Below are 16968 nucleotides of genomic sequence, written 5' to 3'. Positions count from 1 at the left end.
ATGGCTCTCCTCTCCCTCGAACGCCCCCGCGGCGTCAAGAAGGTGTCCTGGCTGACCCTTCTCGGGATCGTCCTGGTCCCCCTCGTCATCGGCGGCCTCCTGGTGTGGGCGCTGTGGAACCCGACCGAGCGACTCGACACGATCACGGCCGCCGTGGTCAACGAGGACACCCCGGTCGAGATCAACGGGCAGACCGTGCCGCTCGGGCGCCAGCTCGCGGCCGGCCTGGTGACGGGCGGCACCGACTCCGCGAGCTCGGACGCCCCCTCCTCCACCCCCTCGGCGAGCGCGACGCCGTCCGCGAGCACGACCCCGGTGCCCAACGTCTCCGGCTCGGACTCGACGGGCAACTTCACCTGGGTCCTCACGGACAAGGACGACGCCGCCAAGGGCCTCGCCGACGGCAGCTACGCGACCGTCGTGACGATCCCCTCGTCCTTCTCCGCCGCCGCCACCTCGTACTCCGGCGACGCCGCGGAGGCGACGAAGGCGACCATCGACATCGCCACCAGCGAGAAGGCCAAGCTCGTCGACGACGCCATCTCGGCCACCGTGACCAGCACCGCCACGTCGCTGCTCAACACGCAGCTGACCACGGCCTACCTCGAGAACGTCTACGTCGGCTTCAACACCCTCAACGAGCAGATCGGCCAGGCGGCCGAGGGCGCGGGCACGCTCGCCGACGGCGCCGACCAGCTCGGCACCGGCGCCTCCACCCTCGCCGACGGCACCAGCAGCCTCGCCGACGGGATCGACGAGCTCGCCACCGGCGCCTCCTCGCTCTCGGACGGCGTCGGGCAGATCGGCACCGGAGCCTCGTCCCTCGCCGACGGCGTGGGGCAGCTGGGCACCGGAGCCTCCGACCTCTCCGGCGGAGTCGCGCAGCTGGCCACCGGTGCGCGCGGCCTCTCCGGCGGAGTGGGACAGCTCGCGACGGGCGCCCGCGACTCGGCGACCAAGACGACCGCGCTGCAGGGCGGCGCCTCCGACCTGGCCGACGGGCTCGACCAGCTGAGGGAGGGAGTGGTGAGGACCGGCGACGGGACCCAGCAGGTCGCCGCCCTCAGCGCCGGCGCCGCCGCCGCCACTGCGGGGACCTTCGAGGCGCTCAGCGCCGCGCTCGAGGGCTGCGAGACGACGCAGTGCCTCGCCGCGCGCGCCGTCATCGCCTCGGCGGGCGGACCCACCGGCGCGACCACCCTCGCCACGACGACCGCGGGAGCCGTCGCCGGGATCGACGCGGGCATCCGCCTCGGCGGCGACGGGCAGCCCTCGCTGATCGACGCGGTCGGGCAGTCCGCCACCGGCGCGCGCACTCTCTCGGGGGGCATCGGACAGCTGTCCGGCGGCCTGACGCAGCTCGCGGACGGCGCGGACGACGCCGCGGACGGAGCGTCCCAGCTCGCCGACGGCCTCGACACCACGGCGGCCGGGTCCGCGCAGCTCGCGACCGGCGCCACCACCGCCGCGGCCGGCGCCCGCGACCTCGCGACCGGCGCGACCACCGCCGCGGGCGGTGCCGCCGACCTCGCCGCGGGAGCCTCCTCCGCCGCCGACGGAGCCGACCAGCTCGCCGACGGCGCGAGCGGGGTCTCGGACGGCGCCGTGCAGCTCGCCGACGGCACCCGCACGCTCGCGACCGGCCTCGACGCCGCGGTCGCGCAGCTCCCGACCTACACCGAGTCGGAGTCGACGAACCTCGCCGACGTCGTCTCGGACCCGGTCGAGAACGCGAGCAGCGCGACCGACCTGTTCGGAGCCTCCAGCGTCCCGTTCTTCGCGACGATCGCCCTCTGGCTCGGCGCCCTCGCGACGTTCCTGGTGCTCGCGGCGTTCTCGCACCGTGCACTCTCCTCGACCCGCTCCTCCGCGGCGCTCGCCCTCTCCTCCTACGTGCCGGCGCTCGTGATCGGCGTGGTGCAGGGACTCGCGGTCGCGATCGTGATGAGCGGCGTCGCGGGCCTGGAGCCGGGCCGCTGGGTCGGCTTCGCCCTCCTGGCGATGCTCACCGGCGCCTCGTTCGCCGCGGTGAACCAGGGGCTGGTCGCCCTGCTCGGAGGGATCGGCCGCTTCCTCGCGATGGTCGCGGCGGTGATCGCGCTCGGCGCGGGCATCATCTCGACGGTCCCCGGGCTGTTCGACGACGTGCTCGGGTTCCTGCCGCTCTCGGCGGCGCAGAACGCGCTGTCCGGAGTGGTCGAGGGCACCGACGGCACGGCCGGCGCCGTCGTCGGCCTGGTGATCTGGCTGCTGTTCGGGCTGCTGCTCACCGTCGCCGCGATCGCCCGTCGCCGGGTCGTCTCGGTCCGCGCCCTGCACCGCACCGCGGAGGCGTAGGCCGCGCCTCGCGCCACTCCTCCCCCGAACCGGGGACGGGTGGCGCGAGGATCGCGCCACCGACGCGCCTCTCCGGGCGACCGGTCCCGGCCGGGGCTAGCCTGACGCGATGGAGTCGGAACCGATGGCGATCCGGACGCGACGGGTGTACGGCCCGTCGGTCCTGCGACGCCTCCGCGCCCTCCTCCTGCGGCTCCTCGGCGCCGGCCTCGCGGCCGTGCTCATCCCGTTCGCCGTCCTCGCGGACCGCCGCGGCGTCCTCGACGAGTCGGTGCTCGCGCTCGGGCTCCTCGCCCTCACCGTCGTCATCGGACTGGCCTCGGCGGTCTCGCTCTTCGTCGTCTCCCCCACCCGCGTGATGACGACCGAGACGCAGGTCGTGCTGATGCGCGGCCGCCGCCGCCGCGAGCAGTGGCCCCGCCGGTCGGTCCGCTTCCTCGAGTCCGCCGACGGCGACGGCTTCGTCGCCTGGTGCCGCGGAGACGGAGTCGAGGTCCGCTGCGGCCACTTCCGCCCGGAGGACCTCGCCGCCCTGCTCGCCGACCTCGGCGCCGCCGCCCGCGTCCGCGACGCCCTGCCGCCCGCTCTGGCCGGGCCCGCCTCGGCCGTCCGCTTCCGGCCGCACCGCGCTCCGCTCCAGCGCCGGGCGGTCGCCCTGGTCGTCGTCGCCACGGAGGCGTTCGCCGCCGGCGTCCTGGCCGTCGCCCTCGCGGGATCCCCGTCGGGCGACCGCGCGCAGATCGCGCTGGGGGCGGTCGTCGTGGCGCTCTCCCTCCCGCTCGGGCTGGTCGCCGCGCGGCTGGCGCTGCGGCCCGGGCTGCCGGGCTCGATCGTGGTGTCGGAGTCGGCCATCCAGATCGACGGGCTGATCTTCCCGCTCGAGGCTCTGCGCTCGGTCGTCGCCTCGAGCCCGACGGGGAGCCGGAGCCTCCGCCTGACCCTCACCGAGACGAACGGCCGCGTCACGGAGGTCCCCCTCGGGCTGCGGGTGCCGACGCTGCGGCGCGACCAGCTCTTCCCCGACTACCCGCTGCTGCTCGGCGTGCTGCGCGAGCGCACGGCGGGGCTGCTGCGGATCGAGGGCTGAGGCTCAGTCCTCGGCGCCGTCGGCGATGCGCTGGTGGTGGTGGATGACCTCGGCGACGATGAACCCGAGGAACTTCTCGGCGAACGCCGGGTCGAGGTGCGACTCCTCGGCGAGCGCCCGCAGCCGCGCGATCTGGCGCGCCTCGCGCTCGAGGTCCGCGGCGGGCAGCCCGTGCGCGGCCTTCAGCCGGCCGACCTTCTGCGTGAACTTGAAGCGCTCGGCGAGCAGGTGGATCAGCGCCGCGTCGATGTTGTCGATGCTCTGACGGATCTGCACGAGCTCGGCCCGCGCCAGGGACTCCTCGTGCGACGGCTCCTCGTGCGACAGCTCCTCGGTCATGCCCCGACCCTAACGGACCGCCCCCGGACACGACGACGGCCCCTGCCCGGAGTCCGGGAGGGGCCGTCGAGAGGGCCCGGTCAGTCGACCAGGTTGATCTGCACGGGGATGTTGCCGCGGGTGGCGTTGGAGTACGGGCAGAGCTGGTGCGCCGCATCGGCCACCTTCTGCGCGTCCTCGGAGCTCGCCTTCGGCACGTAGACGTCGAGCTCGACCGAGAGGCCGAAGCCGTCGGAGTCGTTCTTCCCGATCGAGACGCTGGCCGAGACGGCCGCGTCGGTCGTGTCGATCTTCAGCTGGCGACCGGCTCCGTGCAGGGCGCTGAGGAAGCAGGCGGAGTAGCCGGCCGCGAACAGCTGCTCGGGGTTGGTCCCCTCGCCGGAGCCGCCGAGCTCCTGCGGGGCGCGGGTGTCGAGGTCGAGACGGTCGTCCTCGGTGCGGACGTGGCCGTCGCGTCCTCCACCGGAGGCGTGGGCGATGGCGGTGTAGAGAGCATCCATCCCCCCATCCCACCACTCGGCCGCCGTGAGTCGGGTGAACGCGGGATGCACGTCCGTGCGTTCTCCCGGGAATCCCCCTCGGGAGCGCTCCGGGGAGCGTCAAGCCCCTCCCCCTCGGCGCCCTCCGGGTGTGCGGTGGAGGGACACCGACCCCGACCGGCGCGAGCCGGAGAACGGACACGAGCATGCGAGCACTCACCTGGCAGGGCATCGAGAAGGTCTCGGTCGAGACCGTCCCCGACCCCCGCATCCAGCAGCCGACCGACGCGATCGTCCGGATCACCTCGACCGCGATCTGCGGCTCCGACCTGCACCTCTACCGCCTCCTCGGGCCCTACATCGACCGAGGGGACGTGCTCGGCCACGAGCCGATGGGCGTCGTCGAGGAGGTGGGCTCCGGAGTCACCACCCTGAAGCCCGGCGACCGCGTCGTCGTGCCCTTCAACATCGCCTGCGGCGAGTGCTTCATGTGCCGCCGAGGGCTGCAGTCGCAGTGCGAGACGACGCAGGTCACCGAGTACGGCTCGGGAGCGGCGCTCTTCGGCTACACGAAGATGTACGGCCAGGTCCCCGGAGGGCAGGCCGAGCTGCTCCGCGTGCCGCTGGCCGACTACAACACGATCGTCGTCGGCACGGACCTGCCGGACGAGCGCTACCTCTTCCTCAGCGACATCGTGCCCACCGCCTGGCAGGGCGTGGAGTACGCGCAGGTGCCCGACGGCGGGACCCTGGTCGTCTTCGGACTCGGCCCGGTCGGCCAGTTCGCGGCGCGGATCGGCGCTCACCGCGGCTACCGCGTCCTCGCCGTGGAGCCCGTCGCCGAGCGGCGCGCGATGGCCGAGCGGTACGGCGTGGAGACGTTCGACCTGTCCGATGACATCGCCGCGCAGCTGCGCGACCTCACGGACGGGCGCGGCCCCGACTCCGTCGTCGACGCGGTCGGCATGGAGGCGCACGGCTCGCCTGTCGGCTCGTTCGCGCAGTCGATGGCGGGGCTCCTGCCCGACCCGATCGCCCGCAAGGCGATGGACACGGTCGGCGTCGACCGCCTCGCCGCGGTGCACGCCTCCCTCGACCTGGTGCGCCGCGGTGGCACCGTGTCGCTGAGCGGGGTCTACGGCGGAGAGGCCGACCCGATGCCGCTGAAGTCGATGTTCGACAAGCAGGTGACGGTGCGGATGGGCCAGTGCAACGTGAAGCGCTGGATCGACGACCTGCTGCCGCTGGTGGAGGACTCCTCCGATCCGCTCGGCGTGATGGACCTCGTGACCCACCGGGCGCCGCTCGAGGACGCTCCGGCCCTCTACGAGACCTTCCAGAAGAAGGAGGACGGCTGCATCAAGGTCGTCCTGCACCCCTAGCCGGGGAACAGCGAAGGCGGCGCCCCCCGAGGGGAGCGCCGCCTTCGCGGTACTGCCGAGACCTACTTGAAGACGTCCTTGACGTCCTCGCCGGCCTTCTTGGCCGAGGCCGCGGCCTGGTCCTTCTGGCCTTCGGCCTTCAGGCTGTCGTCGTTCTTGTGGTCGCCCAGGGCTTCCTTCGCCTTGCCGGCGATGTCCTGAGCGGCGTTCTTGATCTTGTCATCGAGCCCCATGGTGGTGCCTCCTTCGCTGATCGTTGGCACGACCGTAGGACCGGGAACTGCCCGCTTCCTGGGAGCGGGAAGGGGCTTGCCCGGGCGCCCGCTGGACTGCGATGATTCGCGCCCTCGACCGGTGCCGGCCGGTCGAGGGCGCGGGATCAGGTCGCCGGGGTGGCGGACTCGGACGGAGCGGACTGCGAGGGCGCGTTCGTGGGCGTCTGCGACGATCCGTCGTCGGCGCTGGTGGGCACCGCGCTCCCCGACTGGTACGGCGTCTGGGCGTCGCCGGTGCAGCCGGCCAGCAGGCCGATCGTCAGGGCGGAGGCGCCGAGCGCCCCGAGGACCCGTGCGGCGCTCACTTGCCCGTCACCGCGTCCTTGACGGCCCCCACTGCCTTCTCGACGATGTTCGGCTTCGGGTCGGTGCCGTAGAGGCGCTCGTCCGGCTGCGTGGGCGGGGGCATCGGGACGTTGCCGCCGGGCTCCGCGACACGGTAGCTGAACTCTCCCTTGCCGTCCGGGGTCGGGCCCGAGGCCCAGCTGCCCTCGGAGGCCGCCGCTCCGTCCGAGAAGTTGATGTACTCGTACGACACGGAGCGCTCCTCCTTCGAGATCGGGAAGTTCGAGGGCACGGGCAGGTCCTCCCGGCCCTCCGCGCGCAGCTCGGCGGCCGCCGCGATCCACTGGTTCTGGTGCATGGTGTCGCGGGCCAGGAGGAACGACAGGAGGTCGCGCACGCCGTGGTCGTCGGTCATGTGGTAGAGCCGGGCGACCTGGAGCCGGCCCTGCATCTCCGCGTTCGCGTTGGCGGTGAAGTCGGCCAGCAGGTTGCCGCTGGCGGTGATGTAGGAGCCCTGCCACGGGTTGCCCATGCTGTCGACGGGGCGCGCGCCGGCGCCGGCCACGATGGCGTGCTGCACGTCGGAGCCGCCGATGACCGCCGCGAGCACGGGGTCCTTCTTCATCGCGTCCTCGGACTGCTCGACCGGGGCCTTCTCGAGCAGCTGGGCGATCATCACGGCGATCATCTCGACGTGGCCGAACTCCTCGGCGCCGATGCCGAAGAGCAGGTCCCGGTACTTGCCCGGGTCGTGGGCGTTCCAGGCCTGGAAGCCGTACTGCATCGCCACGGTGATCTCGCCGTACTGGCCGCCGAGCACCTCCTGGAAGCGGCGGGCGAAGACCGCGTCGGGCTTCGAGGGCGTGGACGTGAACTGGAGTTCCTGACGGTGGAAGAACATGACTGGTTGCCTTTCCGGGGTAGCCGGGCGGATCCGGGTGCGGACGTCCGATGTCTGTCCTCTCGACGGTAGGGAGCCCTGTTCGCGGGTCAGAAGGGGCTTGACGAGGCGGCGGAGCAGTCGATCCACGGGCCCTCTGGGACCCGCCCTCGTGGGCGCGGGATGGTAGCCCCATCGGGGGGTCAGCCGCTATGCCCTTCCCGGTACTCGAGGGCCCGAACAGACTGGCGACGCCGGCACGCATTCATTCCCCACTCGATCCTGGAAGGGACAGACGATGTCGAACATCGATCCCGCTTCACCTCCGTTCGGAGACGGCGCCGCGAACTTCGGCGCGACCGAGACCCCCAACGACAGCGGGGCGCACGTCGCCTCCACGGACACCTCCTCCGGCTCCTCCTCGGGCAGCACGGCCGACTCCGCGAAGGAGAAGGCGAGCGCCGCCGCGGGCACCGCCAAGGACCAGGCCGGCGCCGTCGCCGGCGACGCCAAGCAGGCCGCGAGTGAAGTGCTCTCGACCGGCAAGGACGAGGCCGCCAACGTGGTCCAGGAGGCCAAGGTCCAGGTCAAGGACCTCTACGACCAGAGCCGCACCCAGCTCACCGAGCAGGCCCACGCCCAGAAGGAGAACGCCGCCAAGGGCGCCCGCGCCTTCAGCGACGACCTGGCCGCGCTGGCCAACGGCGAGGGCGGCAGCGACAACGCCGCGGCGAAGCTCGTCTCCCAGGCGGCCACCCGCGTGCAGGGTGTGGCCTCGTGGCTCGAGAACCGCGACCCGTCCGAGCTCCTCGACGACGTCCGCGCGTTCGCCCGCCGCCGCCCGGGTGCCTTCATCCTCATCGCCGCGGCGACGGGACTCGTCGGCGGGCGCCTCATCCGCGCCCTGACCGCCGAGGCGAAGGACGAGAAGGAGGCGACGAGCACCCGCACCGACGGGCCCGAGTTCGACGCCCCCGCCTCGACCACCGCGCACTCCGACGCCTCCGCGTACGACGCGCCCGTCGCGTCCGCCTACGGCACCGTCGGCTCGAGCTCCCTCGAGCGCGACTACGCGCCGACCGAGCCCGTCGCCGACCCGCTCGACGGCGGGTTCCCGAACGGCGGCCGGCTGTGACCGACCCGACGGGCGTCCACCGCTCGACGGAGACGCCCGACCAGCGGGCCGGGTCGACGTCGCTGGGCGATCTGCTCGGCGAGGTCTCGCGCGACCTCTCCACGCTGATCCGCCAGGAGATGGCCCTCGCGAAGGCCGAGCTCAAGGAGTCCGCCGGCAAGGCGGGCAAGGGAGCGGGCCTCCTCGGCGGGGCGGGCTATGCCGCGCTGATGGCCGTGCTCTTCCTCTCGATCGCCCTCTGGTGGGGCCTGGGCACTCTGATCGGCAACGGCTGGTCCGGAGTGGTCGTGGCCGTCATCTGGGCGATCGTGGCCGCGATCCTCTACGCGGTGGGCCGCAAGAGCCTGAAGCAGGTCGACGGCGCTCCCGAGACGGTCGACTCCCTCAAGAAGATTCCCGACACCCTCAAGCCGAACGGGGCAGGACGATGACGTACGACGCAGGACAGAACAAGACACCCGAGGAGATCCGGGCGGACATCGAGCGCACGCGCCTCGAGCTCGGCGGAGACGTCGACGCGCTGGCCGAGAAGGTCAGCCCGTCCGCCATCGCGCAGCGTCAGACCGACAAGGTCAAGTCGGCCGTGGGCTCCGTCCGCGACCGGGTGATGGGCTCGGCGCACGACGCCTCCGACTCGCTCTCGAGCGGTGCGGGGTCGGCGAAGGCCAAGGCCGAGGGCAACCCGTTCGCCGTGGGGCTCATCGCCCTCGGCGCCGGACTCCTCGTCGCCTCGCTCATCCCCGCCTCCAGCAAGGAGAAGGAGGCGGCGAGCCGCGTCAAGGAGCAGGCCCAGCCGGTCGTCGACAAGGTGACCGACGCGGCCAAGGAGGCGGCGAGCGAGCTCCGCGAGCCCGCGCAGCAGGCCTTCGCCTCCGTCAAGGAGACCGCGACCGACGCCGCGCAGAACGTCAAGGAGGCGGGCACCTCCGCCACCGACGACGTGAAGGACTCGGCCCGCGAGGCCAAGCACGCCGTCCAGGAGGACGTGCAGCACTGATCCGTCGGCGCTGACAGGGCGGCGGGCCTCCGGGCCCGCCGCCCTTCGTCGTGCCGCCGGGAATACACCGCCGCCCGCGCTCCTTGCCCTCCGTATGCGATCGATCGTCTACTCCCGCACCGGTGACTCCTCCGTCCTCTCCCTCGTCGACCGGGAGGAGCGGGCGCCGGGCGCCGGCGAGGTCCGCGTCCGCGTCCTGGCGTCGGGCGTGAATCCGACCGACTGGAAGGCGCGCGCCGACGGCGACCTCGCGTTCGACGAGGTCGTGCCGAACCAGGACGGCGCCGGTGTCGTCGAGGCGCTGGGCGAGGGCGTCGAGGGCCTGGCCGTCGGCGACCGGGTCTGGATGTACCTCTCCGCGCACCGCCGCCCCACCGGCACCGCGCAGGAGTCGGCGGTGCTCGCCGCCGAGCACGTCGTGCGCCTGCCCGAGGGCGTCGGCACCGACGTCGCCGCGAGCCTCGGCGTCCCCGCGATGACCGCCCACCGCGCCCTCACCGTGCACGAGCACGGCCCCTCCCGCCTCGCCCCCGGCGCCCTCGCCGGCCGCACCGTCCTGGTCCAGGGCGGCGCCGGAGCCGTCGGGCACGCCGCGATCCAGCTCGCGGTCTGGGCCGGGGCGACCGTCATCGCGACGGTGAGCAGCGACTCCAAGGAGCGGCTCGCCCGCGCGGCCGGTGCGCAGCACGTGCTGCAGTACCCGGACGACGCCCTCGCCGACCGGATCCGCGAACTCGCCCCCGAGGGCGTCCAGCACGTGGTCGAGGTCGCACCGGCTCAGAACGCCGCGCTCGACGTCGAGGTGCTCGCCAACCACGGCAGCATCGGGTACTACGCGAACAACAACGGCGACGAGTTCACCGTGCCGATCGTCGCGAGCTTCGCGAAGAACGCCCGGTGGCAGGGCCTGCTGCTCTACACGGTGGGCGAAGAGGCGCTGCAGGCCGCGGCCGAGGACATCACCGCGGCGCTCGCCGACGGCGCGCTCCCGGTGGGCGAGGAGGCGGGCCTCCCGCTGACCTGGTTCCCGCTCGAGGAGACCGCGGCCGCCCACGACGCGGTCCAGCAGGGCGCGACGGGAAAGGTGCTCGTCCGCGTCGCCGACTGACCGCGAGGGCTCGCCTCTGATCGACTCCCGGCCGGATCAGCTCCGGAGCGGGGGCGAGCCCGGGACGGTCGAGCGGTCGGCCAGGCCGGCCACGAGCTCGGCGAGCGCCTCCTCGGCCGTGCGGGTCGGCGCCCAGCCGAGCTCGGCGCGGGCGCGCTCGGTCGACATCACCGGGACGTTGCCCGCGATGTCGAGCCAGCCCGCGTCGGTGCGCTGCAGGCGCAGGTGCCAGGTCGCGGTGACGACGGAGCGGAGCAGCCCGAACGGCACCGTGACCAGGCGGGCGCCGAAGGCGTGCGCCAGCCGCTCCGGAGTGAGGACCGGCTCGGCCGCGATGTTGAAGGCCCCGCCGGCGCGCCGGTCGAGCGCGCGCCAGAAGGCGTCGGCCACGTCGTCGGCGTGCACGCCCTGGAAGACGATGCTCCGCGGCAGCGGCAGGACCGGGATCCGGACCGCCTTCAGCCACCGCGTCGGGTAGTGGGGACCGGCGAAGAGCCCGGCGATCTCCGTCGCCGCTCCGCGCTGGAAGACGAGCCCCGGGCGCAGGCGTGTGACGACGATCTCGGGGTGCCGCTCCTCGAAGGCGTCGAGCTGCCGCTCGTTCGCGGCCTTGTGGCGGCTGTAGGTCGAGGTGTGCAGGCCGCCCGTGGGCCAGTCCTCGGTCACCCGGATCGACTTCGGCGCGGCGCTGTAGGCGCCCACGGACGAAGCGACGGCGACCTGGCCGACTCCCGCGGCGGCGACCGCCTCGAGCACGGCCGCAGTGCCTCCGACGTCGACCAGCCGCTGGAACGGCTCGTCGTGGCTGGGCTGCAGCGCCCAGGCGAGGTGCACGACGGCGTCGACGCCGGCGAAGGCCTCGCGGAGCCGCCGCGGGGCGACGCTCGACGCGAGGTCGATCTCGACCCAGCGCACGTCGCGGTACTCCTCCGAGCGGAGCCGAGGGGCCCGGCGGGCGATGCCGATGATCTCCTCCACCCCGGCCCCGCCGTGCAGGCGCCGCAGCAGCGCCGTCCCCAGGTTGCCGGTCGCCCCGACGATCGCGATCCGCATGGCGTCATCCCTCCGGGAGCGGCGCACGCCGGCCCCCTCCTTCGAGGCTAGGCAGGGGTGCCGCCGCGGAGGAGCCGCTTGACAGCGGGGACGACGGGACGCTCGGCGGGGACCGCCGGCCGCCGGCGGGGTGAACGCTCCTCCCCAGGGCGGATGCGGCCTAGACCACGGCGGGAGCGGGCGCATCCCCCCGCGCGGCCGGCCGCCGATCCCTAGCCTGGGACAATGCTGCCGACACCGCCCCGCCGCGTCCTCCCCATGCGACACGAGGTCGAGGGCGTCACGCTGCGGACGGTCGACACCGGTCCGGCCGGAGCGGGCGCGGTGTTCGTCCTGATCCACGGGATCGGGATGTCGCACCACACCTTCTCGCCGCTCGCCGCCCGCCTGAAGCGGCACGGCCGGGTGATCGGCGTCGACCTCGCCGGCTTCGGCGCGAACGCGCGCCCGCGGCGGAGGGTCGGCCTCGAGGACCACGCGCGGCAGGTCGAGCAGGTCCTCCGCGGACTGGGCGTCTCGCGCGCGGTCGTCGTCGGGCACTCGATGGGGTCGCAGGTGGCGGTCGAGCTGGGGCTGCGCGCGCCCGGCCTGGTCGACGGCGCGGTGCTCATCGGGCCGGTGGTGGATCCGCAGCAGCCCGGAGCGGTCCGCCAGGGGCTCGCGCTGCTGCGGGACTGCCTCGGCGAGCCGGTGGGCGTCGACGCGATCCTGCTGGCCGACTACCTGCGCGGCGGCCTGCGCTGGTACCTGCGCCAGCTGCCCGAGATGCTGCGGCATCCGGTCCAGGTGCGCGTCGCCGAGCTGGAGGTGCCGGTCCTCGTCGCCCGCGGCCGCGACGATCCGATCGCCACCCGGGACTGGTGCGAGCGGCTCACGGCCCGCGCGCGCGAGGGGCGGCTCGTCGAGTTCGCCGGCTCGCGCCACGTCGTCCCCCGCACCGAGCCCGGAGCGCTCGCCCGCGAGATCCTCCGCTTCGCCGCTGCGCTCGGCGAGAGGCCCGCCGCCCCGCTGCCCCTCCGGTCGGAGCCCGCCGCATGAGCCGGCTCCGGCGCCTGGTGCGCGACGCCGTCTGGTGGATCCGCGACTACGCCTACGCCGTCGCCTGGCAGGTGCGCGGCGTCCTCTCGCGCCGTGCCCCGGACGACTACCTCGACGGCGACCGGCGGCCCGTCGTGGTCCTGCCGGGGATCTGGGAGACCTGGTCCTTCCTCCGCCCGATCATCGATCCGCTGCACGAGCGCGGGCACCCTCTCCACGTGCTGACGAGCCTCGGCCGCAATGGCCGCCCGGTCGCCCGGACGGCCGAGGACGTGGCCGCCTACCTCGCCGAGCACGGGCTCCGCGACGTGGTGATCGTCGCCCACAGCAAGGGCGGACTGATCGGCAAGTACGTGATGACCGAGCTCGACCCGGACGGCCGGGTCGACCGGATGGTCGCCGTGGTGACCCCGTTCGGCGGCTCCCGCTACGCGCCCTACCTGGTCCTCCGGAGCCTGCGAGCCTTCTCGCCGCGCGACGCCACGACCCTGCTGCTGTCGAGCCGCTCCGGAGCGAACGCGCGGATCACGTCCGTGTTCGGCCTCTTCGACCCGCACATCCCCGAGGGCAGCATGCTCGAGGGCGCGGTCAACGTCCGGATCGAGACCGGCGGGCACTTCCGCATCCTGAGCGACCCCGAGACGCTCACCGCGGTCGTCACGGCGGTCTCGGCGGAGGAGCGCGCCGACGGAGAGGCGCCCTGACGGCGGAGGAACCCCTCCGTAGCAACCCGCGTCGCCGCGGCGGAACCCCCTGGCGCCTCCGGCCCGCGAGGCGGAGCGTGGAGCCATGCCCGCCTCCTTCACCGGCCCGACCGAGCTCCTCCTCGTCCGCCACGGCGAGAGCCTCGCCAACATCGCGGCGAGCGCCGCCGAGGCCTCGGGGGCGCACGAGATCGCCGTCGACCGCCGCGACCCCGACGTCGAGCTCTCCCCCGCCGGCGAGGAGCAGGCCCGCGCGCTCGGCCGCTGGCTGGCCGAGGAGGCGCGGCCCGCCTCCGCCTGGACGTCGCCCTACCGCCGCGCCTCCGCGACCGCGCGTCTCGCCCTCGGCGAGGCCGGCATCGACCTGCGGCTGCGCCCCGACGAGCGCCTGCGCGACCGCGACCTCGGCGTCACCGACCGCCTCACCTCCGCCGGCGTGCGGGCCCGGATGCCCGAGGAGGCGGCGCGGCGCGAGTGGCTCGGCAAGTTCTACTACCGGCCGCCGGGAGGCGAGGCCTGGACGGACCTCGCGCTCCGCGTCCGCGCCTTCGTCGACCACCTCGCCGTCGCCGCGCCTCCCGGGCCGGCGATCCTCTTCTGCCACGACGCGGTCGTCCTCGTCCTCCGCTACGTCCTCGAGGGGCTCTCCGAGCACGAGCTGCTCGACATCGGCGCCTCGACGCCCGTCGCCAACGGCTCCGTCACCCGTCTCGTCCGCGACGGCGACGCGTGGCGCCTCGAGCTCTTCAACCGCACGTCCCACCTCGAGCGCTCCGGCGCACCCGTCACCCGGCACGACGACCGCGCGGCCGGAGAAGGAGACCCTCATGAGTGGCCTCGTCTCCCGCGCCCTGCTCGAGCAGCGCTGGCCCCTCCCGGAGCCCGGAGGCTCGAAGCACTCCCGCGGCGACGTGGTCGTCGTCGGCGGCGCCCGCAAGACGCCCGGCGCCGCGATCCTCGCGGGGACCGCCGCGCTGCGGATCGGCGCGGGTCGCATCACGCTCTGCGTCGCCGAGTCGGTCGCGTCGGCCACCGCGGTCGCGCTGCCCGAGTGCGGAGTGGTCCCGCTCGCGGAGACGCGCAGCGGCTCCGTCTCGGGCCGCGGGCTCGACGTCCTGGCCGGCGAGCTCTCCTCCGCCGACGTCGCCCTGATCGGACCCGGCCTGGACGACCCGCGCGCGACCGCCGCGACCCTCCGTGCCCTCGCTCCGCTCCTCGACGACGTGCCGGCCGTGCACCTCGACGCCTTCCCGCTCGGAGTCCTGCCCGGGCAGCGCCGTCTCGCGCGGAGGCTCGCGGGCCGGCTCCTGCTGACCCCGAACTCGGAGGAGGCGTCGCGGCTCCTCGGCGAGGAGGTCGACGACGTCGAGCGGGCCGCCCTCGCGGTCGCCGAGCGCTACGGCGCGGTGGTGAGCCTGTTCAACACCATCGCGTCGCCGGACGGCGACGCGGTGCGGATCGAGGGCGAGCACCCCGGGCTGGCCACCGCGGGCAGCGGCGACGTGCTCGCCGGAGCGACGGCGGGCCTGCGCGGGCGCGGCGTCGATCCGATGGGCGCGGCCGCGTGGGGCGCGTTCCTGCACACGGAGGCGGACACGCGCCTCTCCGCGCGCATCGGCCCGGCCGGGTACCTCGCGAGCGAGATCCCGGGGGAGTTCCCGCGCGTGCTGGCGGGCTGAGCGGGGCGGGTGCGCTGAGGACGGCAGTCGTTCCGAGGCGGGCCGGCGGTGCGAGCGCCCCGGACCGAGCCGGCGGCGTGAGAGGCGGCGATCACCGTGACCGCGGCGTCGACCTCAGTGCGCGACGTCGGCGACCGAGAACGCCACTCCCGGCGTGATCAGGATCGAGGTCTCGCGGGGCTCGCCCTCGCCCTGGTTCACCGTGATCCAGCGCGACGCGGAGCCGTCCAGGGCGCGGTCGATGCTCTCGCGCACCTCCGCGGCCGACGTCTCGCTCAGGCTGAACGGCGCTCCGCCGTAGATGATCTCGACGCGCTTCACAGCATGCTCTCCTCGCTCTGACGGGCGGTCCCGTGGGGCTCCTCGCTGATCCGCAGCCCGTGCGCCGTGTGCGAGTCGGCGAGCAGCTGGCGGATCCAGTCCGGGTTGATGTTCGGGGCACGGCCGCCGTGGTACTTGAAGCGCAGCGGGATGGCGGGGTGCAGCCAGATCGAGGTGCGTCCGTCGCCGACCGCCTGCGAGTCCTTCCACGAGAAGTAGAAGGACTCGTTGCGCGCGAGCTTCGAGCCGATCACGATCTGCAGGTGCGCCAGCAGACGGTCGTCGAAGTCGGCCTCGAGGGTCGAGTCGTAGATCAGTCGCCCCATCAGGCGGTTCTCCGTTCGGGAAGTCGCCCGTCCGCGAAGGATCGGGCGGAGTCGTGAGTGTCGATCCTACCGGCGCCCCGGATGCTCACCAGGAGTCGTCCTCGCCGTGGAAGTGCGGGATCTCGGTGTCGACGGCGGAGAGGGGCCCGGCGCCGCCGTCCTCCTCGGCCACGGGGTGCGAGACGCCCAGGCGGGCCGTCTCGCGGGTGAAGCGCTCGACGAGCTCCTCGTCGAGCAGCTCCTCGGCTCCGTCGTCCTCGGACTCCGAGAACAGCTGGCTCGCCGGTCCGATCAGCAGCGCCGCCCGTCCGGGCCGGCCGGACTCCTGGCGGATCGGGATGTCGACCGTGATCGACCCCTTGGTGAGCGCCAGCGCCTCCGCGTAGGCCAGCAGCGACCGCGCGATGGCGGTACCCGTCAGCACGGAGCTGCCGGCGTAGTGGATGCGTTCCATGCCTCCTTCCTACTCCTCGGGCGGCCGCCCGGTCAGCGGTTGCGCGGTCGAGGGAGGGAGCGCTAGCGCCGCGTCGATCCGGCGGTCGAGCGCGTCGCGGACGGCCGGCCACTCGGCCGCGAGGATCGAGTGGACGGCCGTGTCGCGCCACGAGCCGTCGGCCCGGCGCTGGTCGTGGCGGAGCACCCCCTCGAACACGGCGCCGAGGCGGAGGATCGCGGCCCGCGAGCGCGCGTTCACCGCATCCGCCTGGAGCTTCACCCGCTCGTAGCCGCTGTCGAAGGCGAGCCCGAGCACCAGCCGCTTCGCCTCCGGGTTCACGACGGTGCCCCACGTCTCGGGCGCGTAGGCCGTCCAGCCGAGGTGGGCCGCCTCGCGCGTCTCGTCGAAGTCGGCCAGCGAGGTCGTGCCGACGACGCGCCCCTCCTGCAGCACAGCGAACGGCAGGCCCGTGCCCCAGGGGTAGTAGCGGTCGACGAAGGCGCGGAACTCCTCCGGGGTGCCGGGGAGGCCGGAGGGTCCTCCTCCGTAGCCGCCGGCGAACACCTCCGGACGCCCGATCGCCCGCCCGAGCGGCTCGACGTGGTCGGCGGCGAGCGGCTCGAGGACGATCGAGCGGCCGACGAGCGTGACGGGACCGGGGCGGCGGGGACTGCTCATGCGATCAGTGTGGGGCACCGTGCCAGCATGGCTCCATGAGCACCGCCGCGCTGTTCGAGTCCGCCGCCGCCGCCCTCGTCGGCCTGCTCGCGCAGGTGCGGGACGACCAGTGGGAGCAGCCGGGGCTCGGTGTCTGGGACGTCCGCGGCCTCGCAGGCCACGCGTCGCGGGCGGTGCTGACGGTCGAGGCGTACCTCCTCGCTCCGGAGCCGCCCGAGCCGACCATCGAGGATGCTCTCGACTACTACGCCGCGCTGGCCGGGAACGTCGCCGACCCCGCGGCGGTGGCGCGGCGCGGGGTCGAGGCGGGGCTGCTGCTCGGCGACAGGCCGGCTCGGGCGCTGGCGGAGGCGGCGGGCCGCGCGGTCGAGCTGATCGCCGCTCAGCGTCCCGGCCGCCTCGTCGCCGTGGGCGGCCACGCGATCGAGC

20 protein-coding genes and 2 pseudogenes are annotated in these 16968 nt (G+C 74.1%); 12 read left to right on the top strand and 10 right to left on the bottom strand.

Annotated features, from left to right (window positions below):
- Together C5C82_RS10500 and C5C82_RS10495 are read left to right on the top strand one after the other, a co-directional pair.
- Window positions 1-2337, top strand: coding sequence for a YhgE/Pip domain-containing protein (locus C5C82_RS10500; RefSeq protein WP_104222758.1), 2337 nt, complete (start codon window positions 1-3; stop codon window positions 2335-2337).
- A 109-nt stretch (window positions 2338-2446) separates the two neighbouring features.
- Window positions 2447-3424 (top strand): hypothetical protein, encoded by a 978-nt coding sequence (locus tag C5C82_RS10495; protein WP_146085978.1) that lies wholly within the window; start codon window positions 2447-2449, stop codon window positions 3422-3424.
- Between the two features lie 3 nt (window positions 3425-3427).
- Here C5C82_RS10495 and C5C82_RS10490 read toward each other — a convergent pair whose 3' ends face one another.
- Both C5C82_RS10490 and C5C82_RS10485 read right to left on the bottom strand, forming a co-directional pair.
- Window positions 3428-3763, bottom strand: a complete 336-nt coding sequence (locus tag C5C82_RS10490) for a chorismate mutase (RefSeq protein ID WP_104222760.1) — start codon at window positions 3761-3763, stop codon at window positions 3428-3430.
- A gap of 80 nt (window positions 3764-3843) precedes the next feature.
- The gene (locus C5C82_RS10485; RefSeq protein WP_104222761.1) at window positions 3844-4263 is read right to left on the bottom strand and encodes an organic hydroperoxide resistance protein; all 420 of its coding nucleotides are present in this window, start codon (window positions 4261-4263) and stop codon (window positions 3844-3846) included.
- Window positions 4264-4448: 185 nt separating this feature from the next.
- Between C5C82_RS10485 and C5C82_RS10480 the strand changes: the two genes are divergently transcribed.
- Window positions 4449-5624, top strand: coding sequence for a zinc-dependent alcohol dehydrogenase (locus C5C82_RS10480; protein ID WP_104247475.1), 1176 nt, complete (start codon window positions 4449-4451; stop codon window positions 5622-5624).
- 62 nt (window positions 5625-5686) lie between these two features.
- Here C5C82_RS10480 and C5C82_RS10475 read toward each other — a convergent pair whose 3' ends face one another.
- The 3 genes from C5C82_RS10475 to C5C82_RS10465 form a co-directional block, all read right to left on the bottom strand.
- Window positions 5687-5857, bottom strand: a complete 171-nt coding sequence (locus tag C5C82_RS10475) for a CsbD family protein (RefSeq protein WP_104222763.1) — start codon at window positions 5855-5857, stop codon at window positions 5687-5689.
- Between the two features lie 146 nt (window positions 5858-6003).
- Complete coding sequence (locus C5C82_RS10470; protein WP_104222764.1) at window positions 6004-6204, bottom strand: hypothetical protein; 201 nt, start codon at window positions 6202-6204, stop codon at window positions 6004-6006.
- Window positions 6201-7085, bottom strand: coding sequence for a manganese catalase family protein (locus tag C5C82_RS10465; protein WP_104222765.1), 885 nt, complete (start codon window positions 7083-7085; stop codon window positions 6201-6203). Before C5C82_RS10465 ends, C5C82_RS10470 begins: the two co-directional genes overlap by 4 nt.
- A 277-nt stretch (window positions 7086-7362) precedes the next feature.
- Between C5C82_RS10465 and C5C82_RS10460 the strand changes: the two genes are divergently transcribed.
- From C5C82_RS10460 to C5C82_RS10445, 4 genes are all read left to right on the top strand, one after another.
- Window positions 7363-8199 carry a hypothetical protein gene (locus C5C82_RS10460; RefSeq protein ID WP_104355039.1) on the top strand — a complete coding sequence of 279 codons (837 nt, stop codon included), beginning with the start codon at window positions 7363-7365 and terminating at the stop codon, window positions 8197-8199.
- Complete coding sequence (locus tag C5C82_RS10455; protein WP_104222767.1) at window positions 8196-8630, top strand: phage holin family protein; 435 nt, start codon at window positions 8196-8198, stop codon at window positions 8628-8630. Before C5C82_RS10460 ends, C5C82_RS10455 begins: the two co-directional genes overlap by 4 nt.
- Window positions 8627-9196, top strand: coding sequence for a DUF3618 domain-containing protein (locus tag C5C82_RS10450; RefSeq protein ID WP_104222768.1), 570 nt, complete (start codon window positions 8627-8629; stop codon window positions 9194-9196). Before C5C82_RS10455 ends, C5C82_RS10450 begins: the two co-directional genes overlap by 4 nt.
- Window positions 9197-9290: 94 nt before the next feature.
- Window positions 9291-10304: an NADPH:quinone reductase gene (locus tag C5C82_RS10445; RefSeq protein WP_104355038.1), complete on the top strand. Its 1014-nt coding sequence runs from the start codon at window positions 9291-9293 to the stop codon at window positions 10302-10304.
- Between the two features lie 36 nt (window positions 10305-10340).
- Here the strand turns inward: C5C82_RS10445 and C5C82_RS10440 are convergent, their stop codons facing one another.
- A complete protein-coding gene (locus C5C82_RS10440; RefSeq protein ID WP_104355037.1) occupies window positions 10341-11357 on the bottom strand; it encodes an NAD-dependent epimerase/dehydratase family protein in 1017 nt (338 codons plus the stop codon).
- 225 nt (window positions 11358-11582) lie between these two features.
- Between C5C82_RS10440 and C5C82_RS10435 the strand changes: the two genes are divergently transcribed.
- The 4 genes and pseudogenes from C5C82_RS10435 (at window position 11583) to C5C82_RS10420 (ending at window position 14778) form a co-directional block, all read left to right on the top strand.
- Window positions 11583-12395: an alpha/beta fold hydrolase gene (locus tag C5C82_RS10435; RefSeq protein WP_104355036.1), complete on the top strand. Its 813-nt coding sequence runs from the start codon at window positions 11583-11585 to the stop codon at window positions 12393-12395.
- Window positions 12392-13099: a triacylglycerol lipase gene (locus tag C5C82_RS10430; RefSeq protein WP_104355035.1), complete on the top strand. Its 708-nt coding sequence runs from the start codon at window positions 12392-12394 to the stop codon at window positions 13097-13099. Before C5C82_RS10435 ends, C5C82_RS10430 begins: the two co-directional genes overlap by 4 nt.
- Before the next feature lie 85 nt (window positions 13100-13184).
- Window positions 13185-13841 (top strand): annotated as a pseudogene (locus tag C5C82_RS10425) (histidine phosphatase family protein); the annotation flags it as partial.
- A gap of 85 nt (window positions 13842-13926) precedes the next feature.
- Window positions 13927-14778: an ADP/ATP-dependent (S)-NAD(P)H-hydrate dehydratase gene (locus C5C82_RS10420; protein WP_104355034.1), complete on the top strand. Its 852-nt coding sequence runs from the start codon at window positions 13927-13929 to the stop codon at window positions 14776-14778.
- Between the two features lie 114 nt (window positions 14779-14892).
- Here C5C82_RS10420 and C5C82_RS10415 read toward each other — a convergent pair whose 3' ends face one another.
- The 4 genes from C5C82_RS10415 to C5C82_RS10400 all read right to left on the bottom strand — a co-directional run bounded on the left by C5C82_RS10415 (window position 14893) and on the right by C5C82_RS10400 (window position 16539).
- The gene (locus C5C82_RS10415) at window positions 14893-15099 is read right to left on the bottom strand and encodes a hypothetical protein (RefSeq protein ID WP_104222775.1); all 207 of its coding nucleotides are present in this window, start codon (window positions 15097-15099) and stop codon (window positions 14893-14895) included.
- Window positions 15096-15425, bottom strand: coding sequence for an ATP-dependent DNA ligase (locus C5C82_RS10410; protein ID WP_104222776.1), 330 nt, complete (start codon window positions 15423-15425; stop codon window positions 15096-15098). Before C5C82_RS10410 ends, C5C82_RS10415 begins: the two co-directional genes overlap by 4 nt.
- Before the next feature lie 85 nt (window positions 15426-15510).
- Window positions 15511-15879 carry a hypothetical protein gene (locus C5C82_RS10405; RefSeq protein WP_104222777.1) on the bottom strand — a complete coding sequence of 123 codons (369 nt, stop codon included), beginning with the start codon at window positions 15877-15879 and terminating at the stop codon, window positions 15511-15513.
- Window positions 15880-15888: 9 nt separating this feature from the next.
- Window positions 15889-16539 carry a GNAT family N-acetyltransferase gene (locus tag C5C82_RS10400; protein ID WP_104355033.1) on the bottom strand — a complete coding sequence of 217 codons (651 nt, stop codon included), beginning with the start codon at window positions 16537-16539 and terminating at the stop codon, window positions 15889-15891.
- Between the two features lie 35 nt (window positions 16540-16574).
- On the opposite strand from C5C82_RS10400, the pseudogene C5C82_RS10395 reads away from it, so the two are divergent.
- A pseudogene (locus C5C82_RS10395) lies at window positions 16575-16968 on the top strand (maleylpyruvate isomerase N-terminal domain-containing protein); the annotation flags it as partial.

This window comes from Rathayibacter sp. AY1D5 (genome assembly GCF_002932515.1).
Taxonomy (GTDB): Bacteria; Actinomycetota; Actinomycetes; order Actinomycetales; family Microbacteriaceae; genus Rathayibacter.
The sequence above is the reverse complement of the archived record's forward strand: the minus strand, read 5'-3'. Positions and strand labels throughout refer to the sequence as shown.